Below are 17,962 nucleotides of genomic sequence, written 5' to 3'. Positions count from 1 at the left end.
GCGGGCTCAGCGGGCGCGGCGTGCGGGCACGCGCACCACGGTGGTCGGCTCGGGAAGCAGGCCCTCGCCCACCGTCACGATCTCCGGGTCGCCACCACCATACTTGCGCAGGGGCTTCTGGGCGGCGGTGATCTCCTCCGCGGCGGAGCGGCCCTTGATGGCCAGCAGGTGGCCGGAGGAGCGCAGCAGCGGCATCGTCAGGGGCAACAGGGTCTTCAATGCTGACACGGCGCGGGCGGTCACGATGTCCACCTGGATCTCGTCGGCGACCTGCTCCGAGCGACCGCGCACGACCTCCACGTTGGTGAGGCCGAGGTCTGCGATGACCATCTCCAGCCATGCCACGCGCCGCTCCAGCGGCTCGATCAGCGTGAACCGGCAGTCCGGCCGGGCCAGCGCCAGGCAGAGGCCGGGGAGGCCCGCGCCGGAGCCCACGTCCGCCACCAGGGATCCCTCGGGCAGAAGACGCGCCACCACGGCGCAGTTGAGCACGTGCCGGCCCCACAGACGGGGCACCTCACGCGGGCCCAGCAGGCCCCACTCGATGCCCGTGGTGGCCAGGTGATCCACGTAGCGCTCGGCCAGGGGCAGGGCCTCCCCGAACAGGTCCTCGGCCGCCGGGCGCAGCTCCGCGGTCAGCTGGGGGGCGCTCATCCGCTGATCACCACGTGCCGGCGCGGGCCCTCGCCCTCGGACTCGGAGGCCAGGCCGGCCTCCGCCACCACGTCGTGCACGATCTTGCGCTCGTAGGCGCCCATGGGGTCCAGGTGGACCTCGCCGGCGCCGGAGCGGACGCGCTCCACGGCCTCGCCGGCCAGGGTGCGCAGCTCGGCGTCCCGACGACGACGGTGCCCGGCGATGTCCAGGATGAGGCGCGAGCGGTGTCCCGTGGCGGTCAGCACGGCCAGGCGCACGAGCTCCTGCAGGGCCTCCAGCGCCTTCCCGTCCGGGCCCACGAGGTCGGCCAGGCGGTCGTCCTCGTCGTCCTCCCCGGGCACCACGGAGACGTAGGTGCGGCCGTCGCGCACCTCGATGTCGATGTCGCCGTCCAGGTCGGCGATGTCCAGCAGCTCCTCGACGTAGTCCGCGGCGACGTCGCCCTCCTCCTCGAGGCGGCGCACCGCCTCGGCCTGCTCGTCGACGGCGGCGTCGGGCGCCGTGGCCTCCACGGGGGCCTCGACCGCGGGGGAGTCCTCCGCGGCGTCGGCCAGGGGGCCCTCGTGCTCGGCGGTCACTTCTTCCTCCGGTTCTTGCGCTGCGGCTGGACGCGCTGGCCGCCCTCGCGCAGGACCTCGCCGTTCACCACGGCGCCCTGCGCGGCCTCGGTGTGCGCGGAGCCGGGCTTCGCCTCGGAGGAGGCGACCTTCTTGCCGACGGGCGGCAGGCCCTTGGCGGCGCGGCGCTCGTTGAGCTCCTGCTCGGCGAGGGACCCCGGGGTCGGGTTGTGGCGGATGATCCACCACTGCTGGCCGACGGCCCAGAAGTTGGAGTACGTCCAATAGAGGAGCACGCCGATGGGGAAGTTGATGCCGCCGATGCCGAAGATCAGGGGCATCGCGTACAGCATGATCTGCTGCGTCTGCATCATCGGGCCCTCGAGGGCCGTCTGGGTCATGTTCTTCGTCATCAGCATCTTCTGCATGAAGAACATGGAGCCGGTCATCAGCAGGATGAGCACGATCGCCACCACGACGACGGCGGCGCCGCCCGGCTGGCCGATCGACCCCATCAGCGTGTCCGACATGCGGGCGCCGAAGATCTGGGAGGACTCGAAGGAGCGGATGGTCTCCGCGGACAGCGCGTCCATGCTCTCGCCGCGCTCGGCCGCCCCGCGGGCGCCGACGAGCACCTGGTAGAGGGCGAAGAAGAACGGCATCTGGATGAGCAGGGGCAGGCAGGCGGCGAACGGGTTCGCCTTGTGCTCCCGCATCAGGGCCTGCTGCTCCAGGGCCATGGCCTGGCGGGAGAGCTGGTCCTTCTTGCCCTTGTACTTGGCCTGCAGCTTCTGCAGCTCCGGCTGCATGGTCTGCATGGCGCGCTGGGCGTTGATCTGCTTGACGAACAGCGGGATCAGCAGCGTGCGGATCAGGATGACCAGCAGCAGGATGGCCAGGGCCCAGGTCCAGCCGGAGTCCGCGGGCAGGCCGATCGTGTCCAGCACGGTGTGGAACGCGCCGAGCAGCCAGGACATGATCCAGCGGAACGGGGCGAGGATGGCGTCGAACATGGTTCAGTCCTCCTGCGAGGGGTCAGGCGGGATGGGCGGGTGGTTCAGAGCGAAGATCCGCGGCTCGCGGCCCGGCGGCCAGCGGCGACGCCCCGGCGGGACGGGATCCACGCCGCCGTCGTTCCACGGGTGGCAGCGCAGCAGGCGCCGCGCGGTGAGCCAGGAGCCGCGGACGGCGCCGTGCACGTGGACGGCTTCCAGCCCGTAGGCCGAGCAGCTGGGGAAGAACCGGCACACCGGCCCGTACAGCGGGGAGACCACGGCGCGGTAGGCCGTGAGGAGCCAGGCGAGCAGCGTGGAGGGCAGCGCGCGCAGCGGGCCCCACTCGTGCGAGGGCTCGAGCACCGTGTACGGGGAGGAGGCGGGCATCTCAGCGACTCCGGTCGGCCTGGTCGAGCTTGCGGACGGCGGCGCCCAGGGCGCCGTGGACGTCCCGCCGCAGGGTCGCGTGGTCGGCGTCGACGGCGGCCGGGAGGGCCTTGACCTGGATCAGCAGGGCGCGGTCGCGCAGGGCGGGGGAGTCCAGCTCGGCGCGCAGCAGGGCGCGCAGTCGACGGGTGACCCGGTGGCGGACCACGGAGTTGCCCACGGCCTTGGATACGACGAACCCGGCCCGCGGGCGACGAGGCTGGCTCGTCGCCCCGGGCCGGGCGGGGTCGGTGTCCGCGGCCACGCTGACCACGACGGTGCTCCGCCCCGCGCGCGAGCCGGTCCGCCGGATGCGGCGGAACTCCTCGGGGGTGCGGACCCGGCGGTCACGGGGCAGCACGGTGACCCGTCAGCCCTGCGCGGCGCGGATCAGGCGGACAGCTCCGCGCGGCCCTTGCCGCGGCGGGTGGACAGGATGGCGCGGCCGGCGCGGGTGCGCATGCGGGCGCGGAAGCCGTGCTTGCGGGCGCGGCGGCGGTTGTTGGGCTGGAAAGTGCGCTTGGTCACTGTGATCTCTCCACGACGTGTTGGGTGTGCCTTGCGATCGTCGACCTGAGGACGTGCAACCAGGGGGAAGGACCGATGAGGCTCTGACATGAAATCCCCGGCGGGCACGGCGGTGCCGACGCCCGGGGGACCAGGCAACTGTAGTCGTCGGCGCGCACGGGGGTCAAACGGGTGCGCGAGCACCGCGCGCGGAGGACCCCCGAGCGCGTCGTCCACAGCAGGATAGGGGTTGTCCACCCCTTGTGCACAACCCTGTGGACAACGGCTAGACTCGCCAGCACGATTGTTCGAGTTCGCAGCGGACCGCCCGGCGGCCGGCTGCCCCGGGAAAGGACGTGCCCATGGCGGCGGACCAGGAGCTGCTGGACCGGTGGCGCGAGGTGGTCACGGCCCTCGACGACGACCCCCGCGTGAGCGCGCGTCTCATGGGCTTCGTCTACCTGGCCCAGCCCCAGGGGCTGATCGGCAACACGCTCCTGCTGGCGGTGCCCAACGAGACGACGCGCGAGACCCTCCAGGGTGCCCAGGTCGCGGACGCCCTCACAGACGCGCTGACCGCCGTCTTCCGGGAGGAGATCCTCCTCGCCATCTCGATCGACTCCAGCCTGCAGCCCCCGCGCACCCCGTCCGCCGACGACCGCCGCGCCGAGGAGCTCCCGGACCTGGCCGCCGCCCGTGCCGAGACGTCTCCCGCCCCGGCCCCCGCGGCCGGCATGCACCGCGGCGTTGCGGAGGAGCTGCCCGGGATGCCGGCGCCCCGCGAGGAGCCTGCCCCGTCCCGCGCGGCGGCCCCCGCCGCGGGCGCGCCCACCCCGGCGCCGCCGTCGACGTCCTCGGAGACCAGCCGGCTCAACGACCGCTACCACTTCGACACGTTCGTGATCGGCTCCTCCAACCGCTTCGCGCACGCCGCCGCGAACGCGGTGGCCGAGGCCCCGGCCAAGGCCTACAACCCGCTGTTCATCTACGGCGAGTCCGGCCTGGGCAAGACGCACCTGCTGCACGCGATCGGCCACTACGCCCGACGCCTCTACCCGGGCCTGCGGGTGCGGTACGTGAACTCGGAGGAGTTCACCAACGACTTCATCAACTCCATCCGCCACGACGAGGGCGCCTCGTTCAAGGCCGTCTACCGCAACGTGGACATCCTGCTGATCGACGACATCCAGTTCCTCGCGGACAAGGAGGCGACGGTCGAGGAGTTCTTCCACACCTTCAACACCCTCTACAACAACAACAAGCAGGTCGTGATCACCTCCGACCTGCCGCCCAAGCAGCTCTCCGGCTTCGAGGACCGGCTGCGCTCCCGCTTCGAGTGGGGCCTGATCACGGACATCCAGCCGCCGGACCTGGAGACGCGCATCGCGATCCTCCGCAAGAAGGCGGAGGCGGAGGGGCTCGTGGCGCCGCCGGAGGCGCTGGAGTACATCGCCTCGCGGATCTCCACCAACATCCGCGAGCTCGAGGGCGCGCTCATCCGCGTCACCGCGTTCGCCTCCCTGAACCGCCAGCCGGTGGACATCGAGCTGGCCGAGCAGGTCCTCAAGGACCTCATCACGGACGACGCCACGCAGGAGATCACGCCGGAGCTGATCGTCCACACCACGGCGGAGTACTTCAACCTGACGATCGACGAGCTCACCAGCAAGTCCCGCACCCGGACCCTGGTGACGGCGCGGCAGATCGCCATGTACCTGCTGCGCGAGCTCACGGAGATGTCCCTGCCCAAGATCGGCCAGGAGTTGGGCGGACGCGACCACACCACCGTGATGCACGCGGACCGGAAGATCCGCGAGCTGATGGCCGAGCGTCGCACCATCTTCAACCAGGTGACGGAGCTCACCAACGAGATCAAGCGCAAGCAGCGCGGGGCCTGAGCGGCCACGATTCTTCGACCCGCACTCGAAGGTCGGTCCACATTGTCCACCGATGTGGACAACTCGGTGGATAACCCAGGCGACTGTGGACATCTCCAGGCCTGTGGATGACTCGAATCCGCCGAACGACGCCCTCCCCGATGATCCACAGACCTGGGGACGGGAGGTGTCCACATGGGGAGGAACGACATCGGTGTGATTCGATTGTCCACCGATTTCCACCGTTGTCCACAGGCTTGAGCGGCATGATTCCGCGGATCCTGGCATATCGGAGTCCCTGATGTGGACAAGAATGTGGACAACCGGGGGATGAGGCGCCGAGCGCGGGGGACCGGCCCGACGACGCCTGTGGAAGACCGCGGTGACGGCGTCGGCGTCGTCCACCGGCCATGCACATGCCGCACGGGCGGGAATCCACACGGCTCCCCCAGCGGCATCGGCGGAATGGCGGGGCTCAAGGCGGTTCTCCACACAATCCACACCTGCTACCACCACTTCTGATCCCTCCGAAGACATCCCGCCAAGCAACATCAACCCCGACGCCCGCACACCCGGTCGAATCACAGGAATCGGGCGTCCACAGGACGCCCGCCTCGACCTGACACCGGACTCACGGACCGCATATGCTGACGTGCGCGCGCCTCCTTGCCTCTCGGAGATCCTTGTGATTCGAGGCGGACTCCGTCCGGGGCGCCGACCCGGCAGCGGCCAGGGCCCCACTCCCACCGCGACACCCCCAGAGAGGCAGTGCAGAGACCGTGAAGTTCACCGTGGCACGCGACATCCTCAGCGACGCCGTCTCCTGGGCGGCCCGCTCCCTGTCCCCGCGGCCCCCGGTGCCCGTGCTCTCCGGCCTGCTCGTCACCGCCGAGGCCGGCCTCGTCTCCATCGCGAGCTTCGACTACGAGACCTCCGCCCGCCTCCAGATCGAGGCGGACGTCGAGGACGAGGGCCAGGTCCTCGTCTCCGGCCGGCTGCTGAACGACATCGTCCGGGCACTGCCGAACGCCCCCGTCACCCTGGAGCTCGACGGCGGCAAGGTCCTCGTCACCTGCCGCTCCTCCCGGTTCCAGCTGGCCACCATGCCCGTGGCGGACTACCCGGCGCTCCCGGAGCTGCCCGAACCCGCCGGCACCGTGGACGGCGCCGCCTTCGCGCACGCCGTGAACCAGGTGACCGTGGCCGCCTCCAAGGACGACACGCTGCCGATCCTCACCGCCGTGAAGGTGGAGATCGAGGGCGACACCATGACCTTCCTGGCCACGGACCGGTACCGGCTCGCCATGACCGAGATCCGCTGGAACCCGGCCGACCCCGCGATCTCCACCTCCCTGCTGATCAAGGCCCGCACCCTCACCGAGGTCGCCAAGTCCCTCGGCGGCGGCGGGCGGCTGGAGATCATGTTCGGCTCCTCCCACGACCTCGTGGGCTTCTCCTCGGGCGGTCGCCGCACCACGTCCGTGCTCGTGGACGGCGAGTACCCCAAGATCCGCTCCCTGTTCCCGGAGACCAGCCCCATCCAGGCCGCAGTGGACACCGAGGAGCTGATCGCCGCCTCCCGCCGCGTCGCGCTCGTGGCCGAGCGCAACACCGCGCTGCGCATGGTGTTCACGGACGGGCAGGTCACGCTCGACGCCGGCACCGGCGACGACGCCACCGCCAACGAGTCCGTGCCCTGCACCCTCGAGGGCGAGGAGATCACCGTGGCGTTCAACCCCGCCTACCTCTCCGAGGGCCTGGCCGTGGTCGACCAGCCGCAGGTGCGCTTCTCCTTCACCGCCGCACCCAAGCCGGCGCTGCTCACCGGCGTCCACGAGGAGGACGGCACGGTCTCGGACCACCGCTACCTCGTGATGCCCGTCCGCCTGACCTGACGGGCGGGGGCTGAGCGCAGACGTGCACCTGTCCCACCTCACCGTCCAGGACTTCCGCTCCTACCGCTGGGCAGACCTCGAGCTGAGCCCGGGCTCCACGGTGCTGCTGGGCGCCAACGGGGTGGGCAAGACCAACCTGGTGGAGGCCATCGGCTACCTCGGCTCCCACCAGTCCCACCGCGTCAGCCAGGACGCCCAGCTGGTGCGCTTCGGCCAGGACCGGGCGCGGATCGCCGGGCGCGTGCACCGCGGAGCCCGTTCCGTGGCGCTGGAGCTGGAGATCCTGCCCGGCCGCTCCAACCGCGTCGCCATCAACCGCGGCGCCCCCGTGCGCGCCAAGGAGGGCCTCGGGATCCTGCGGACCGTGGTGTTCGCCCCCGAGGACCTCGGCCTGGTCACGCAGGACCCGGGCGGCCGGCGTCGCTTCCTGGACCAGCTCATGGTGCAGTTGCGCCCCGCCCTGGGCCAGGCCGCCGCGGACTACGAGCGGGTGCTGCGCCAGCGCAACGCCCTGCTGAAGTCAGCCCGGAAGGCCCGCCGCTGGGGCGCCGAGGAGGACGCCACGCTGGCCGTGTGGGACGAGCACCTGTGCGCCGCCGGCGCCCGCCTGCTGCATGGCCGCCTGCACGTGCTGCGCCTCCTGGCCCATCCGCTCCAGGAGGATTACGCGGCCCTGACCAACGGCTCCAAGACCGCCACGTACTCCTACGAGTCCACCGTGCCCGCCGCGCGCGGCACCCACGTGCAGGCCCCACCCGTGGCCGAGCTCGCCGCGAGCATGCACGCCGCGCTCGTGGAGCAGCGCGAGGAGGAGCGTGCCCGCGCCCTGACCCTCGTCGGCCCCCACCGGGACGAGCTCGCCCTGTTCCTGGGCCCCGCGCCGGCGCGCGGCTACGCCTCCCACGGGGAGACCTGGTCCCTGGCGCTGGCGCTGCGCCTGGCCGCCTACGACGTGCTCGTCGCCGACGACTCGGACCCGGAGGGGCGGCCCGTGCTGATCCTCGACGACGTCTTCGCCGAGCTGGACGCCGCGCGGCGCGAGCGGCTCGCGGGGCTGGTGGGCCGGGCCGAGCAGGTGATCGTGACGGCGGCGGCGCTCGCGGACATCCCCGCGTCACTCGCGGGGCACCGGGTCCTCATCCGCCAGGACGCCGAGGGCTCCGAGGCCGTGGCCGCGGCCGAGCCGGTGGAGGGGGACATCCGGGCGCCCCGCCCGGGCGCTGCGCCGGGTGCGGCGGCGTCGGAGGCCGAGGAGCCCGAGGACGGCGACGCCCGTGCGTGAGCGCTCGCCGGAGCCGGACGCGCTGGCGGAGCTGCCGCCGGACCGTCCGGACCTGGCCCTGGTGCAGCTGCGCCGGGTGCGCGACGCCGCCCGGCAGCGCGGCGAGGCGCCGCTGAACCGGCGGGGCACCGCGGCCGGCCTCGCACAGTCCATGGCGGGCTCGGAGGCGGCCGCGGCGGCCGGCGGGGCCGTGGCCCGGTCGGGACACCGGCGCCCCGGCGCCCCGGCCGACCGTGACCCGGCCGTCGTCTCCAGCGTCTTCGGCCGGCTGATCCGGGACCGCGGCTGGTCCACCCCGGTGGCCGTGGGCTCGGTGCTCACCCGCTGGGCGGACCTGGTGGGCCCGGAGATCGCGCTGCACTGCCGCCCGGAGAGCTTCGAGGACTCGGTGGTGCGGGTGCGCACCAGCTCGACGGCGTGGGCCACGCAGCTGCGCCTGATGAGCCCCATGCTGCTGAGCCGCTTCGACGAGGCGCTGGGGCCCGGCGTCGTGACCCGGATCGACGTGGCGGGCCCGGCTGCACCGAGCTGGCGGCACGGCCCGCGCACGGTGCGCGGCGGGCGCGGTCCGCGGGACACCTACGGCTGAGCCGCCCACCCGCCGAACCCTGGACGCGCTCCCCGCCCGGGTCCATGCTGGGCGCATACGAGCGGCAGGGCCCGGCGTCCGAGGTCATCCGGATGGGCGAGCTGCCCGACCCGCAGCCCGGTCCGGGTGAGGTCCGGGTCCGCGTCCGTCTGTCCGGGGTGAACCCCGGGGACACCAAGAAGCGCGCCGGCTGGCAGGGCTCCGCGATGGCCGGCCCGCTGGTCGTGCCCCAGAGCGACGGCGTCGGAACGGTGGACGCGGTCGGGGAGGGGGTGGACCCGGCACGGACGGGCCGCCGCGTGTGGCTGTGGGGGGCCCAGTCCGGACGCCCGTTCGGGACGGCGGCGGAGGCCGTCGTCGTGCCCCAGGAGCTGGCCGTGGACCTGCCGGTGGACGTCTCGGACGAGACCGCCGCCTGCCTGGGGATCCCCGGGATCACCGCGCACCGGCGGCGTGATCGCGGCGTTCGCCTCCCGGAAGGAGCACCCGAGCCTGCCGTTCTGGCCCATGCTCTTCGAGAACCACGTGATCCGCTTCGTGGGCAGCGACGACGTCCCCGCCCCGTCCAAGGCGGCCGCTGTGCGGGAGGTGACCGTAGCGGCCGCGCACCTGGTGATCCCGGTGGCCGAGGTGCTGCCGCTGGGGGAGACCGCCCGCGCCCATGACCTCGGGGACGCCGGCCCGGGCGGGCGGGTGCTCGTGGACGCGTGCCGCTGACCGCGTGGACGCCCTCTGGCGCGTTGAAGACCCCGGGGAGGGCATGGGACCGGGGCGCACCCGTCCGCGGTCGTCCTGAGAGGCCTGTGCGACCTCCCAGGGCATGATCCACGTCCGCGGACCGCAGGAATCCCGCGCCCACACGCCGATTCCGCTAGAGTGGGCGGTGAACAAGGTGAGCCCCGGCCCGTCCGGGGCTCCCGTCCGTTCCCGCCTCCGCCCCCGCGCCGGTCCTCCCGCGTGCGTGCGCGCGAGGTCCCCGGGGACGGCCCCGTCCCGTTCCGAGGAAGTGAACCCCCGTGGTCGACGCCGCACCCGAGCAGCCCGAGCAGCCGTCCGCCCCCGCACCGGACACCAACCCCGCCCACCAGGTGCAGGAGTACGGCGCGTCCGCGATCACCGTGCTCGAGGGCCTGGAGGCCGTGCGCAAGCGCCCGGGCATGTACATCGGCTCCACGGGTCCGCGCGGCCTGCACCACCTGGTGTACGAGGTCGTGGACAACTCCGTGGACGAGGCCCTGGCCGGGTTCGCGGACGGCATCGACGTCACCCTCCAGGCCGACGGCGGCGTGCGCGTGCAGGACAACGGCCGCGGCATCCCGGTGGACATCCACCCGACCGAGGGCAAGCCCACCGTCGAGGTCGTCATGACCATCCTCCACGCGGGCGGCAAGTTCGGCGGCGGCGGCTACGCCGTCTCCGGCGGCCTCCACGGCGTGGGCATCTCCGTGGTGAACGCGCTCTCGACGCGTGTGGAGACGGAGATCCGGCGCCAGGGCCACGCCTGGCGCATGTCCTTCGCGAACGGCGGCATCCCGCAGGGCGAGCTCGTGAAGGGCGAGGCCACGGAGGAGACCGGCACCGTCCAGACCTTCTGGCCGGACCCCGAGATCTTCGAGTCCGTGGAGTTCGACTATGAGACCCTGCGCGCCCGCTTCCAGCAGATGGCGTTCCTGAACAAGGGCCTGCGCATCACCCTCACGGACGAGCGCGTCCAGGAGGACAACGAGGTCCAGGAGGACGAGATCGTCGGCGAGGGCACCGCCGGCGAGGACGCGGCCGCGGAGAACGGGCTCGACGACGAGCAGACGCCCCAGCGCCGCTGCGTCACCTACCTCTACGAGGACGGCCTGCTGGACTACGTCAAGCACCTGAACTCCTCCAAGCGCGCGGAGCTGGTGCACGAGGACGTCATCGCGTTCGACGCCGAGGACGCCGAGCGCGGCATGGCCCTCGAGGTGGCCATGCAGTGGACCACCGCCTACTCCGAGTCGGTGCACACCTACGCGAACACCATCAACACGCACGAGGGCGGCACCCACGAGGAGGGCTTCCGCTCCGCGCTGACCGCGCTGGTGAACCGCTACGCGCGGGAGAAGGAGATCCTCAAGGCGAAGGACGACAACCTCTCCGGCGAGGACATCCGCGAGGGCCTCACCGCCGTCGTCTCGGTGAAGCTCTCCGAGCCGCAGTTCGAGGGCCAGACCAAGACCAAGCTGGGCAACTCCGAGGCCCGCGGCTTCGTGTCCAAGGTGGTCACGGACCACCTGGGGGACTGGCTGGAGCGCAACCCCGGCCCGGCCAAGGACATCATCCGCAAGGCAGTCCAGGCCTCCCACGCGCGCATGGCCGCCCGCAAGGCCCGGGACAACGCCCGTCGGAAGTCCCCGCTGGAGTCCTTCGGTATGCCCGGCAAGCTCGCGGACTGCTCCTCCAAGGACCCGGCCCGCTGCGAGGTGTACATCGTGGAGGGCGACTCGGCCGGCGGCTCCGCCAAGCAGGGCCGCAACCCGGACACCCAGGCGATCCTCCCGCTGCGCGGCAAGATCCTGAACGTCGAGCGGGCCCGCCTGGACAAGGCCCTCGGCAACGCGGAGATCCAGTCCATGATCACCGCGTTCGGCACGAACATCGGCGAGGAGTTCGACATCTCCAAGCTGCGGTACCACAAGATCGTGCTCATGGCGGATGCGGACGTGGACGGCCAGCACATCACCACGCTGCTGCTGACCGTGCTGTTCCGGTACATGCGTCCCCTCATCGAGGCCGGGCACGTGTTCCTCGCGCAGCCCCCGCTGTACCGCATCAAGTGGTCCAACGCCCCGCACGACTACGTGTTCTCGGACGAGGAGCGCGACGCCGCGATCGAGGCCGGCCTGGCCCGCGGCTGGCGCTACCCCAAGGACAACGGCGTGCAGCGCTACAAGGGCCTGGGCGAGATGAACTACCAGGAGCTGTGGGACACCACCATGGACCCCGAGCACCGCACCCTGCTGCAGGTGACCATGGAGGACGCCGCCGCCGCGGACCAGGTCTTCTCCATGCTCATGGGCGAGGACGTCGAGTCGCGCCGCAACTTCATCCAGCAGAACGCCAAGGACATCCGCTTCCTGGACATCTGATCCGGACCGGCTGACCCAGAGACTTCAGGAGCAGGAGAGGAATCGCGTTGAGCGACGAGACCACCCCGGGCACCGCGCCCGGCACCCCCCAGGACGGCCATGACGCCGATCAGACCCCGCAGATCGGCCAGGACGTCGCCGTCGAGCACTACGTGCTGCCCGAGGGCGCCGCGGACAAGGTGGAGCCGGTCGACCTCGAGTCGGAGATGAAGCGGTCCTACCTGGACTACGCGATGGCCGTGATCGTGGGCCGCGCGCTCCCGGACGTGCGCGACGGCCTCAAGCCGGTGCACCGGCGCGTGCTCTACGCGATGTACGACGGCGGCTACCGACCGGACCGCTCCTTCAACAAGTCCGCCCGCGTGGTGGGCGAGGTGATGGGCAACTACCACCCGCACGGGGACACGGCGATCTACGACGCCCTCGTCCGCCTGATCCAGGACTGGGTGCAGCGCTATCCGCTGGCCCTGGGCCAGGGCAACTTCGGCTCCCCGGGCAACGACGGCGCCGCCGCCCAGCGCTACACCGAGACCAAGATGGCCCCGCTGGCCATGGAGATGGTCCGGGACATCGACGAGGACACCGTCGACATGCAGGAGAACTACGACGGCAAGCAGCTGGAGCCCACCGTGCTGCCCGCCCGGTTCCCGAACCTGCTGGTCAACGGCTCCTCGGGCATCGCCGTCGGCATGGCCACGAACATCCCGCCGCACAACATGCGCGAGGTGGCCGCGGGCGTCCAGTGGTACCTGGAGCACCCGGAGGCCACCCGCGAGGAGCTGCTGGCCGCGCTGATGCAGCGCATCAAGGGCCCGGACTTCCCCACGGGCGCGCAGATCCTGGGCCGCAAGGGCATCGAGGAGGTGTACCGGACCGGCCGCGGCCCGATCACCATGCGTGCCGTGGTGAACGTGGAGGAGATCCAGGGCCGCACGTGCCTGGTGGTCACCGAGCTGCCGTACATGACCAACCCGGACAACCTGGCCGCGAAGATCGCGGAGATGGTCCGGGACGGCAAGATCGCCGGCATCGCGGACATGCGCGACGAGACGTCGGGCCGCACCGGTCAGCGCCTGGTGATCGTGCTCAAGCGCGACGCCGTGGCCAAGGTGGTGCTGAACAACCTCTACAAGCACACCGAGCTGCAGTCGAACTTCTCGGCGAACATGCTGGCGCTGGTGGACGGGGTGCCGCGCACGCTGTCCCTGGACGGGTTCGTGCATCACTGGGTGAAGCACCAGATCGAGGTCATCGTCCGGCGCACCGCGTTCCGCAAGAAGAAGGCGGAGGCGCGCGCCCACATCCTGCAGGGCCTGCTCAAGGCCCTCGACATGCTGGACGAGGTCATCGCGACCATCCGCCGCTCGGCCTCCGCCGAGGTCGCGCGCGAGGCCCTGAAGACCCTCCTGGACATCGACGACGAGCAGGCCCAGGCGATCCTGCAGATGCAGCTGCGCCAGCTGGCCGCCTTGGAGTCCCAGAAGATCCAGGACGAGTACGACGAGCTCATGGCCCGGATCGCCGAGTACACCGCGATCCTCGAGTCCCCGCAGCGCCAGCGCGAGGTGGTCTCGGACGAGCTGGGCGAGCTCGTGGCCAAGCACGGGGACGAGCGCCGCACCGAGATCGTGGCCGGCTTCGACGGGGACATGTCCATCGAGGACCTCATCCCCGAGGAGGAGATGGTCGTCACCATCACCCGCGGCGGCTACGTCAAGCGCACCCGCATCGACCAGTACCGCTCGCAGGCGCGCGGCGGCAAGGGCGTGCGCGGGGCGGCGCTGCGCGGCGACGACGTCGTCGAGCACTTCCTGACCGTCTCCACGCACCACTGGCTGCTGTTCTTCACGAACCTGGGCCGTGTCTACCGGATCAAGACGTACGAGCTGCAGGAGGCCGGCCGCGACGCGAAGGGCCAGCACGTGGCGAACCTGCTGGCATTCCAACCGGATGAGCGGATCGCGCAGATCCAGCCGCTGGCCGGCTACGACGGCGACGCCCCCTACCTGGTGCTCGCCACCCGCAACGGCCTCGTGAAGAAGACCCCGCTGGAGGACTACGACACGAACCGCCAGGCCGGCCTGATCGCGATCAAGCTGCGCGAGGGCGACGAGCTCGTCTCCGCGCGCGTCGTCTCCGCGCAGGACGACCTGCTGCTGATCTCCCGCCAAGGCCAGTCCGTGCGCTTCACCGCCACGGACGAGGCGCTGCGCCCCATGGGCCGCGCCACCTCCGGCGTGACCGGCATGAAGTTCCGCGGCGACGACGCCCTGCTCGCCATGGACGTCATCCGCGCCGGGGACGAGGACAGCTATGTCTTCACCGTGACGGACGGCGGCTTCGCCAAGCGCACGCACGTGGACGAGTACCGCACGCAGGGCCGCGGCGGCCTCGGCATCAAGGTCGCCCGCCTCGTGGACGACCGCGGCGAGCTCGCCGGCGGGCTCGTGGTGGGCGAGGACCAGGAGGTCCTCGTGGTGATGGCCTCCGGCAAGGTGGTGCGCTCCGCCGTCGCCGGCGTGCCCGCCAAGGGCCGTGACACCATGGGCGTGGTCTTCGCGAAGCCGGACAAGCGGGACCGGATCGTCGCCGTGACCCTCAACAACGAGGACGAGATCGAGGCCACCGCGGACGAGCGGGCCGCGGCCGAGGGTGCGGCCCCGGAGGCCGCCGGAGCCGCGGACGGCGCGGGGGTACCCTTGGACGCAGTCAACGACCAGACCGATCCCGCAGCCGCAGCGGAGGCCGAGGCCGCCGGTGAGGATGCAGACGGAGGAGAGCAGTGAGCACGTCCGCTTCGTCGCGCCCGGCCGGGGCGAAGGGCGCCTCGGCGTCCCGTCCGGCCCGCCGTTCCAGCTCGCGGGACTCCCAGGAGGACTTGGTCCGCGCCGTCCCGAAGGCCAAGGTGCGCCGCGCCCGCCTGCAGCTGACCAAGGTGGACCCGTGGTCGGTGCTGAAGCTGGCGTTCCTGCTCTCCGTGGCGCTGGGCATCATCCTGGTGGTGGCCACCGTCGGCTTCTACACGCTCGCGGAGCTGACCGGCGTGTTCGGGAAGATCAACGACGTGCTGGGGACCGTGCTGGGTACCGAGTCCGGCACGTACACGGTGGAGAACCTGGCGCCCCTGAGCACCGTGGTGTCCCTGGCCACCGTGGTGGCGGTGCTGAACGTGATCCTGCTGACCGCGCTGGGCGTGGTCGGCGCGCTGCTCTACAACGTGTGCGCCTCCCTGGTGGGCGGCGTGGGCGTCACGCTCGCGGACGACTGAGCCGGCTTGCACTCCGCGCCCCCAGGGGTGTAGAGTCATCTCCTGTTGTGAACGGGACATCGTTCCGCACGCAACGGTGAGGGCGTATAGCTCAGGCGGTTAGAGCGCTTCGCTGATAACGAAGAGGTCCCAAGTTCAAGTCTTGGTACGCCCACTCCACGCACGAGCCCCGGTCTGACTGGGGCTCGAGTCGTCTGACGGGAAGGGGATCCCATGCGACTGGCACGCATCGCCACCCTGGTGGCCGGCGCCGCCGCCGCATACGGGGTTCGCTCTTGGCGGCAGCAGCGCGAGGACAAGGCGGTCTGGGCCTCGGCCACGGACAGCCTGGAGCCGCGGAAAGCGCCCGCCGAGGACGGCCGCGGGGAGGACGAGGAGACGCCGCAGGGCTGATCCTCGGGAGCACAACCGAACACGGGGGCATGGCGCAATTGGTAGCGCACCTGCTTTGCAAGCAGGGGGTTAGGGGTTCGAGTCCCCTTGCCTCCACCACACGGGGAGGGCCCCGGCCGCCGATCTCAGGATCGGCGGCCGGGGCCCTCCGTCGGCTGCGGGCGCTCGGACTGCGCGGCCGTCACGGCCCGCCCGCAAAACGAGGACGTCGGGCTCACCAGCGCGTGTGCGGGGAGCGGTCAGGGCCCGGCTCCAGGCCGATGACTCCGCACCCCACCAGGACGGCCGCGACCACGAGGCCCGCCGCGCTGCCCCAGACGACGAGGGTGGTCGGGCTCGGACCCATCGCCCCCAGGACCGCGGCGGCCCCGGCCGCGAGGACCAGCAGCGCCACCAGGACCCAGCGGACCGCGTGCCCGGTCCAGCGCAGGAACCGCCGCCACCGGGGGGACCGCGTCGCCTGCGCCGCGCTCTCAGAGGATGAGCGCCCCAGTCCCGTGGAGGCGGCCGCCATGGCCCCCATGGCCTCCGTCAGCGCCTCGCCGTCCCACACGCTCCAGACACCGGGTCCGGAGGCCCGGAACAGGGTGCCCCCCAGCCCCCAGCCCCCGAAGACCCCCACGATCAGCAGCGCCAGCAGCACCACGAGCATCAGGGCCCAGCCCACGGCCGCCGCGGCCGCCGCCAGCAGCGGCAGGGAGCCGTAGGGAGCGGCGGCGTCTGCGACCGCGAACAGCTCCGCCATCACCGCGCCGGCGGTGATCACGAGCGCCGCGCCGCACGCGACGGCGGCCGCCAGGTGGCGGAGCAGCCAGACCCACCAGCGCCCCCGCTGGCCCGGCGCTCGGCCGTCCTCCCACAGCGTGCGGTCTCCGGCCGGGACGTCCCCGTCCGCGGGCGCGCGGGACGGCCCCCAGCCGCCCGGCGGCCGCTCCGAGGCCGGCCGGCCCTCCACCCAGGACAGCGGTCCGCCCCCGTCCGTCCGAGCGTCGTCCCTGCCGAGAGCAGGCGTGTGCGTGGTGTTCCGGATCCCCTCCATGGCCTCAGCCTAGGGGCCGGGGATCCGTCGCGGGACGGCCTGTGGACAGCACGACGCCCCGGACAGCACGACGCCCCGGTGCCGGTCCGCGGGGACCGACGCCGGGGCGTCGTCGTGGGGGAGGGGTCAGCCGACCTGCGGGCGCACGTTGACCATGCCGCCCTGGGCGGCGCGGGCCTCGGCCACGGCCTGCTCCTGCTTGGCGTAGGGGTTCACGGTGCCGTCCGCCTGCACCACCGGGATGTTGGCGGTGATGGGGCCGGGGACCGGAGCGGCCCACGGATCCTGCACGGGCTTGGTCAGCTTCCACACGGCCAGGCCGGCGCCGGCGGCGGCGGCCGCCATGCCCGCGATGATCCAGCCGGTGGCGCCGCCGCGGCGGGACTCCTGCCGGGCCTGCTTCTTCAGGCCCTTCTGGGTCTCACGGGCGCGGGACTGGACGTCCTGGCGCAGGTGCTTCACGGCATTCTTGTCCCCGGTGAGCTTGACCAGCAGCTGCTCCACGGAGGCGGGCACGGTGACGTCCCCGGCGGCCTTCTCGGCGCGGCCGGCCACACCGGCCAGGGAGGCGGCGGCCTTCGGGGCGTACTCGGCGCGGCGGTCCTGCGCGTACTGCGCGGCCTGCTCCACGCGACCCTTCACCTGCGGGGCCAGCTCCTGGCCGCGGTCCTGGGCGGCGGCGACCGCGGCGGCCAGCAGGCCCGCCACGTTCAGCCCGCCGGCGGCGGCCGCACCCTTGGCGTCCCCGGCCTTCGAGGCGAACAGGGACTGGGCCTTGTCGGCCTTCTTCGAGACGCGCTTGCCGGCCTTCTTGGCATCCTTGCGGGTCCGCTTCGCGGACTTCTTCGCGTCCTTCTGGGCCTGCTCGGCGAGGTCCTGGACCTGCTGGCCGGCCTGCTGGGCCTTGTCCTGCGCGGCTTCGAGGAGCTGCTGCAGCACGGTGCCCGCGGCGCCCAGGCCGGTGGCGACGACGGGGGCCGCCTTCTCGTAGCGGCCCTTGGCGGCGGCGTTCACGCGCTCGGCGGAGTCCTTGACGCGCGGGGCGACCTCCTCCTCGGCGAGGCGACGGCCCTCGGCGGCCGCGACCTTGCCGCCGACCTGGCCGAAGCCCGTGGTGACCTCGGCCCAGGCGCGGGCGTTCTCCAGTTGGGGGGCGGCCCAGTGGCGCAGGTTCTCGGCCTGGCGGGCGAAGAACGTGTCGGCCGAGCCGTTGTGCTCGATCTCGTTGCTCAGGGTGGTGCGTGCCATGTGTCTCCGGTCTCCTTCAGATCCGTGGACGTCAGTCTTCACGCCCCAGAGTAGTGGCGCGCGCCCGCAGTGGCACGGTGCGGGGGCCGCGGATTCGGCCGGTCGCGAAG

At 72.2% G+C, this 17,962-nt stretch carries 17 protein-coding genes, 2 tRNA genes and 1 pseudogene; 12 read left to right on the top strand and 8 right to left on the bottom strand.

The annotated features are described in order from the left end of the window. Nucleotides 1-6: 6 nt before the first annotated feature. Genes rsmG through rpmH form a run of 6 tightly spaced genes read right to left on the bottom strand, consistent with a single transcriptional unit; the run spans nt 7 to nt 3,163 of the window. Nucleotides 7-654, bottom strand: a complete 648-nt coding sequence (gene rsmG / locus KW076_RS01905) for a 16S rRNA (guanine(527)-N(7))-methyltransferase RsmG (protein ID WP_224355969.1) — start codon at nt 652-654, stop codon at nt 7-9. After that, nucleotides 651-1,235, bottom strand: a complete 585-nt coding sequence (locus tag KW076_RS01900) for a Jag family protein (RefSeq protein WP_370643445.1) — start codon at nt 1,233-1,235, stop codon at nt 651-653. Before KW076_RS01900 ends, rsmG begins: the two co-directional genes overlap by 4 nt. Beyond that, complete coding sequence (yidC, locus tag KW076_RS01895) at nt 1,232-2,227, bottom strand: membrane protein insertase YidC (protein WP_224355968.1); 996 nt, start codon at nt 2,225-2,227, stop codon at nt 1,232-1,234. Before yidC ends, KW076_RS01900 begins: the two co-directional genes overlap by 4 nt. 3 nt (nt 2,228-2,230) lie before the next feature. Then, entirely contained in the window at nt 2,231-2,596 is a 366-nt protein-coding gene (gene yidD / locus KW076_RS01890; RefSeq protein WP_224355967.1) for a membrane protein insertion efficiency factor YidD, read from the bottom strand. Nucleotide 2,597: 1 nt separating this feature from the next. Continuing rightward, a complete protein-coding gene (gene rnpA / locus KW076_RS01885) occupies nt 2,598-2,996 on the bottom strand; it encodes a ribonuclease P protein component (protein WP_224355966.1) in 399 nt (132 codons plus the stop codon). 29 nt (nt 2,997-3,025) lie between these two features. After that, nucleotides 3,026-3,163 (bottom strand): 50S ribosomal protein L34, encoded by a 138-nt coding sequence (gene rpmH / locus KW076_RS01880; RefSeq protein WP_224355965.1) that lies wholly within the window; start codon nt 3,161-3,163, stop codon nt 3,026-3,028. Nucleotides 3,164-3,504: 341 nt separating this feature from the next. On the opposite strand from rpmH, the gene dnaA reads away from it, so the two are divergent. The 12 genes and pseudogenes from dnaA to KW076_RS01825 all read left to right on the top strand — a co-directional run bounded on the left by dnaA (nt 3,505) and on the right by KW076_RS01825 (nt 15,664). Beyond that, nucleotides 3,505-5,040: a chromosomal replication initiator protein DnaA gene (gene dnaA / locus KW076_RS01875; protein ID WP_224355964.1), complete on the top strand. Its 1,536-nt coding sequence runs from the start codon at nt 3,505-3,507 to the stop codon at nt 5,038-5,040. 758 nt (nt 5,041-5,798) lie between these two features. After that, a complete protein-coding gene (gene dnaN / locus KW076_RS01870; protein WP_224355963.1) occupies nt 5,799-6,914 on the top strand; it encodes a DNA polymerase III subunit beta in 1,116 nt (371 codons plus the stop codon). Nucleotides 6,915-6,936: 22 nt separating this feature from the next. Next, nucleotides 6,937-8,196 (top strand): DNA replication/repair protein RecF, encoded by a 1,260-nt coding sequence (recF, locus tag KW076_RS01865; protein WP_224355962.1) that lies wholly within the window; start codon nt 6,937-6,939, stop codon nt 8,194-8,196. Then, nucleotides 8,189-8,785 carry a DciA family protein gene (locus tag KW076_RS01860; protein WP_224355960.1) on the top strand — a complete coding sequence of 199 codons (597 nt, stop codon included), beginning with the start codon at nt 8,189-8,191 and terminating at the stop codon, nt 8,783-8,785. Before recF ends, KW076_RS01860 begins: the two co-directional genes overlap by 8 nt. 44 nt (nt 8,786-8,829) lie before the next feature. Then, a pseudogene (locus KW076_RS12610) lies at nt 8,830-9,162 on the top strand (alcohol dehydrogenase catalytic domain-containing protein); the annotation flags it as partial. 76 nt (nt 9,163-9,238) lie between these two features. After that, the gene (locus KW076_RS01855; RefSeq protein WP_224355959.1) at nt 9,239-9,502 is read left to right on the top strand and encodes an MDR/zinc-dependent alcohol dehydrogenase-like family protein; all 264 of its coding nucleotides are present in this window, start codon (nt 9,239-9,241) and stop codon (nt 9,500-9,502) included. A gap of 299 nt (nt 9,503-9,801) precedes the next feature. Further along, on the top strand, nt 9,802-11,904 hold the full coding sequence (gene gyrB / locus KW076_RS01850) for a DNA topoisomerase (ATP-hydrolyzing) subunit B (protein WP_286670227.1): 2,103 nt from the start codon (nt 9,802-9,804) through the stop codon (nt 11,902-11,904). A 47-nt stretch (nt 11,905-11,951) separates the two neighbouring features. After that, the gene (gene gyrA / locus KW076_RS01845; protein WP_224355958.1) at nt 11,952-14,690 is read left to right on the top strand and encodes a DNA gyrase subunit A; all 2,739 of its coding nucleotides are present in this window, start codon (nt 11,952-11,954) and stop codon (nt 14,688-14,690) included. Next, a complete protein-coding gene (locus tag KW076_RS01840; RefSeq protein ID WP_224355957.1) occupies nt 14,687-15,172 on the top strand; it encodes a DUF3566 domain-containing protein in 486 nt (161 codons plus the stop codon). Before gyrA ends, KW076_RS01840 begins: the two co-directional genes overlap by 4 nt. Before the next feature lie 80 nt (nt 15,173-15,252). Further along, nucleotides 15,253-15,326 (top strand) — tRNA-Ile (locus tag KW076_RS01835). Between the two features lie 59 nt (nt 15,327-15,385). Continuing rightward, nucleotides 15,386-15,565, top strand: a complete 180-nt coding sequence (locus KW076_RS01830; RefSeq protein WP_224355956.1) for a hypothetical protein — start codon at nt 15,386-15,388, stop codon at nt 15,563-15,565. 23 nt (nt 15,566-15,588) lie between these two features. Continuing rightward, a tRNA-Ala gene (locus tag KW076_RS01825) sits at nt 15,589-15,664 on the top strand. Between the two features lie 115 nt (nt 15,665-15,779). Here the strand turns inward: KW076_RS01825 and KW076_RS01820 are convergent. Beyond that, the gene (locus KW076_RS01820; protein WP_224355955.1) at nt 15,780-16,604 is read right to left on the bottom strand and encodes a hypothetical protein; all 825 of its coding nucleotides are present in this window, start codon (nt 16,602-16,604) and stop codon (nt 15,780-15,782) included. 126 nt (nt 16,605-16,730) lie between these two features. Further along, nucleotides 16,731-17,852 (bottom strand): hypothetical protein, encoded by a 1,122-nt coding sequence (locus tag KW076_RS01815; RefSeq protein WP_224355954.1) that lies wholly within the window; start codon nt 17,850-17,852, stop codon nt 16,731-16,733. Nucleotides 17,853-17,962: the final 110 nt, after the last annotated feature.

It is taken from the genome of Micrococcus porci (genome assembly GCF_020097155.1).
GTDB lineage: Bacteria > Actinomycetota > Actinomycetes > Actinomycetales > Micrococcaceae > Micrococcus > Micrococcus porci.
This window is presented reverse-complemented; position numbering and strand designations above follow the sequence as displayed.

Excerpts from the sequence above, each read along its gene's own strand:
- rsmG (WP_224355969.1), bottom strand. The coding sequence starts at position 654 with ATGAGCGCCCCCCAGCTGACCGCGGAGCTGCGCCCGGCGGCCGAGGAC.
- yidC (WP_224355968.1), bottom strand. The coding sequence starts at position 2,227 with ATGTTCGACGCCATCCTCGCCCCGTTCCGCTGGATCATGTCCTGGCTG.
- yidD (WP_224355967.1), bottom strand. The coding sequence starts at position 2,596 with ATGCCCGCCTCCTCCCCGTACACGGTGCTCGAGCCCTCGCACGAGTGG.
- dnaA (WP_224355964.1), top strand. The coding sequence starts at position 3,505 with ATGGCGGCGGACCAGGAGCTGCTGGACCGGTGGCGCGAGGTGGTCACG.
- KW076_RS01830 (WP_224355956.1), top strand. The coding sequence starts at position 15,386 with ATGCGACTGGCACGCATCGCCACCCTGGTGGCCGGCGCCGCCGCCGCA.
- KW076_RS01820 (WP_224355955.1), bottom strand. The coding sequence starts at position 16,604 with ATGGAGGGGATCCGGAACACCACGCACACGCCTGCTCTCGGCAGGGAC.
- KW076_RS01815 (WP_224355954.1), bottom strand. The coding sequence starts at position 17,852 with ATGGCACGCACCACCCTGAGCAACGAGATCGAGCACAACGGCTCGGCC.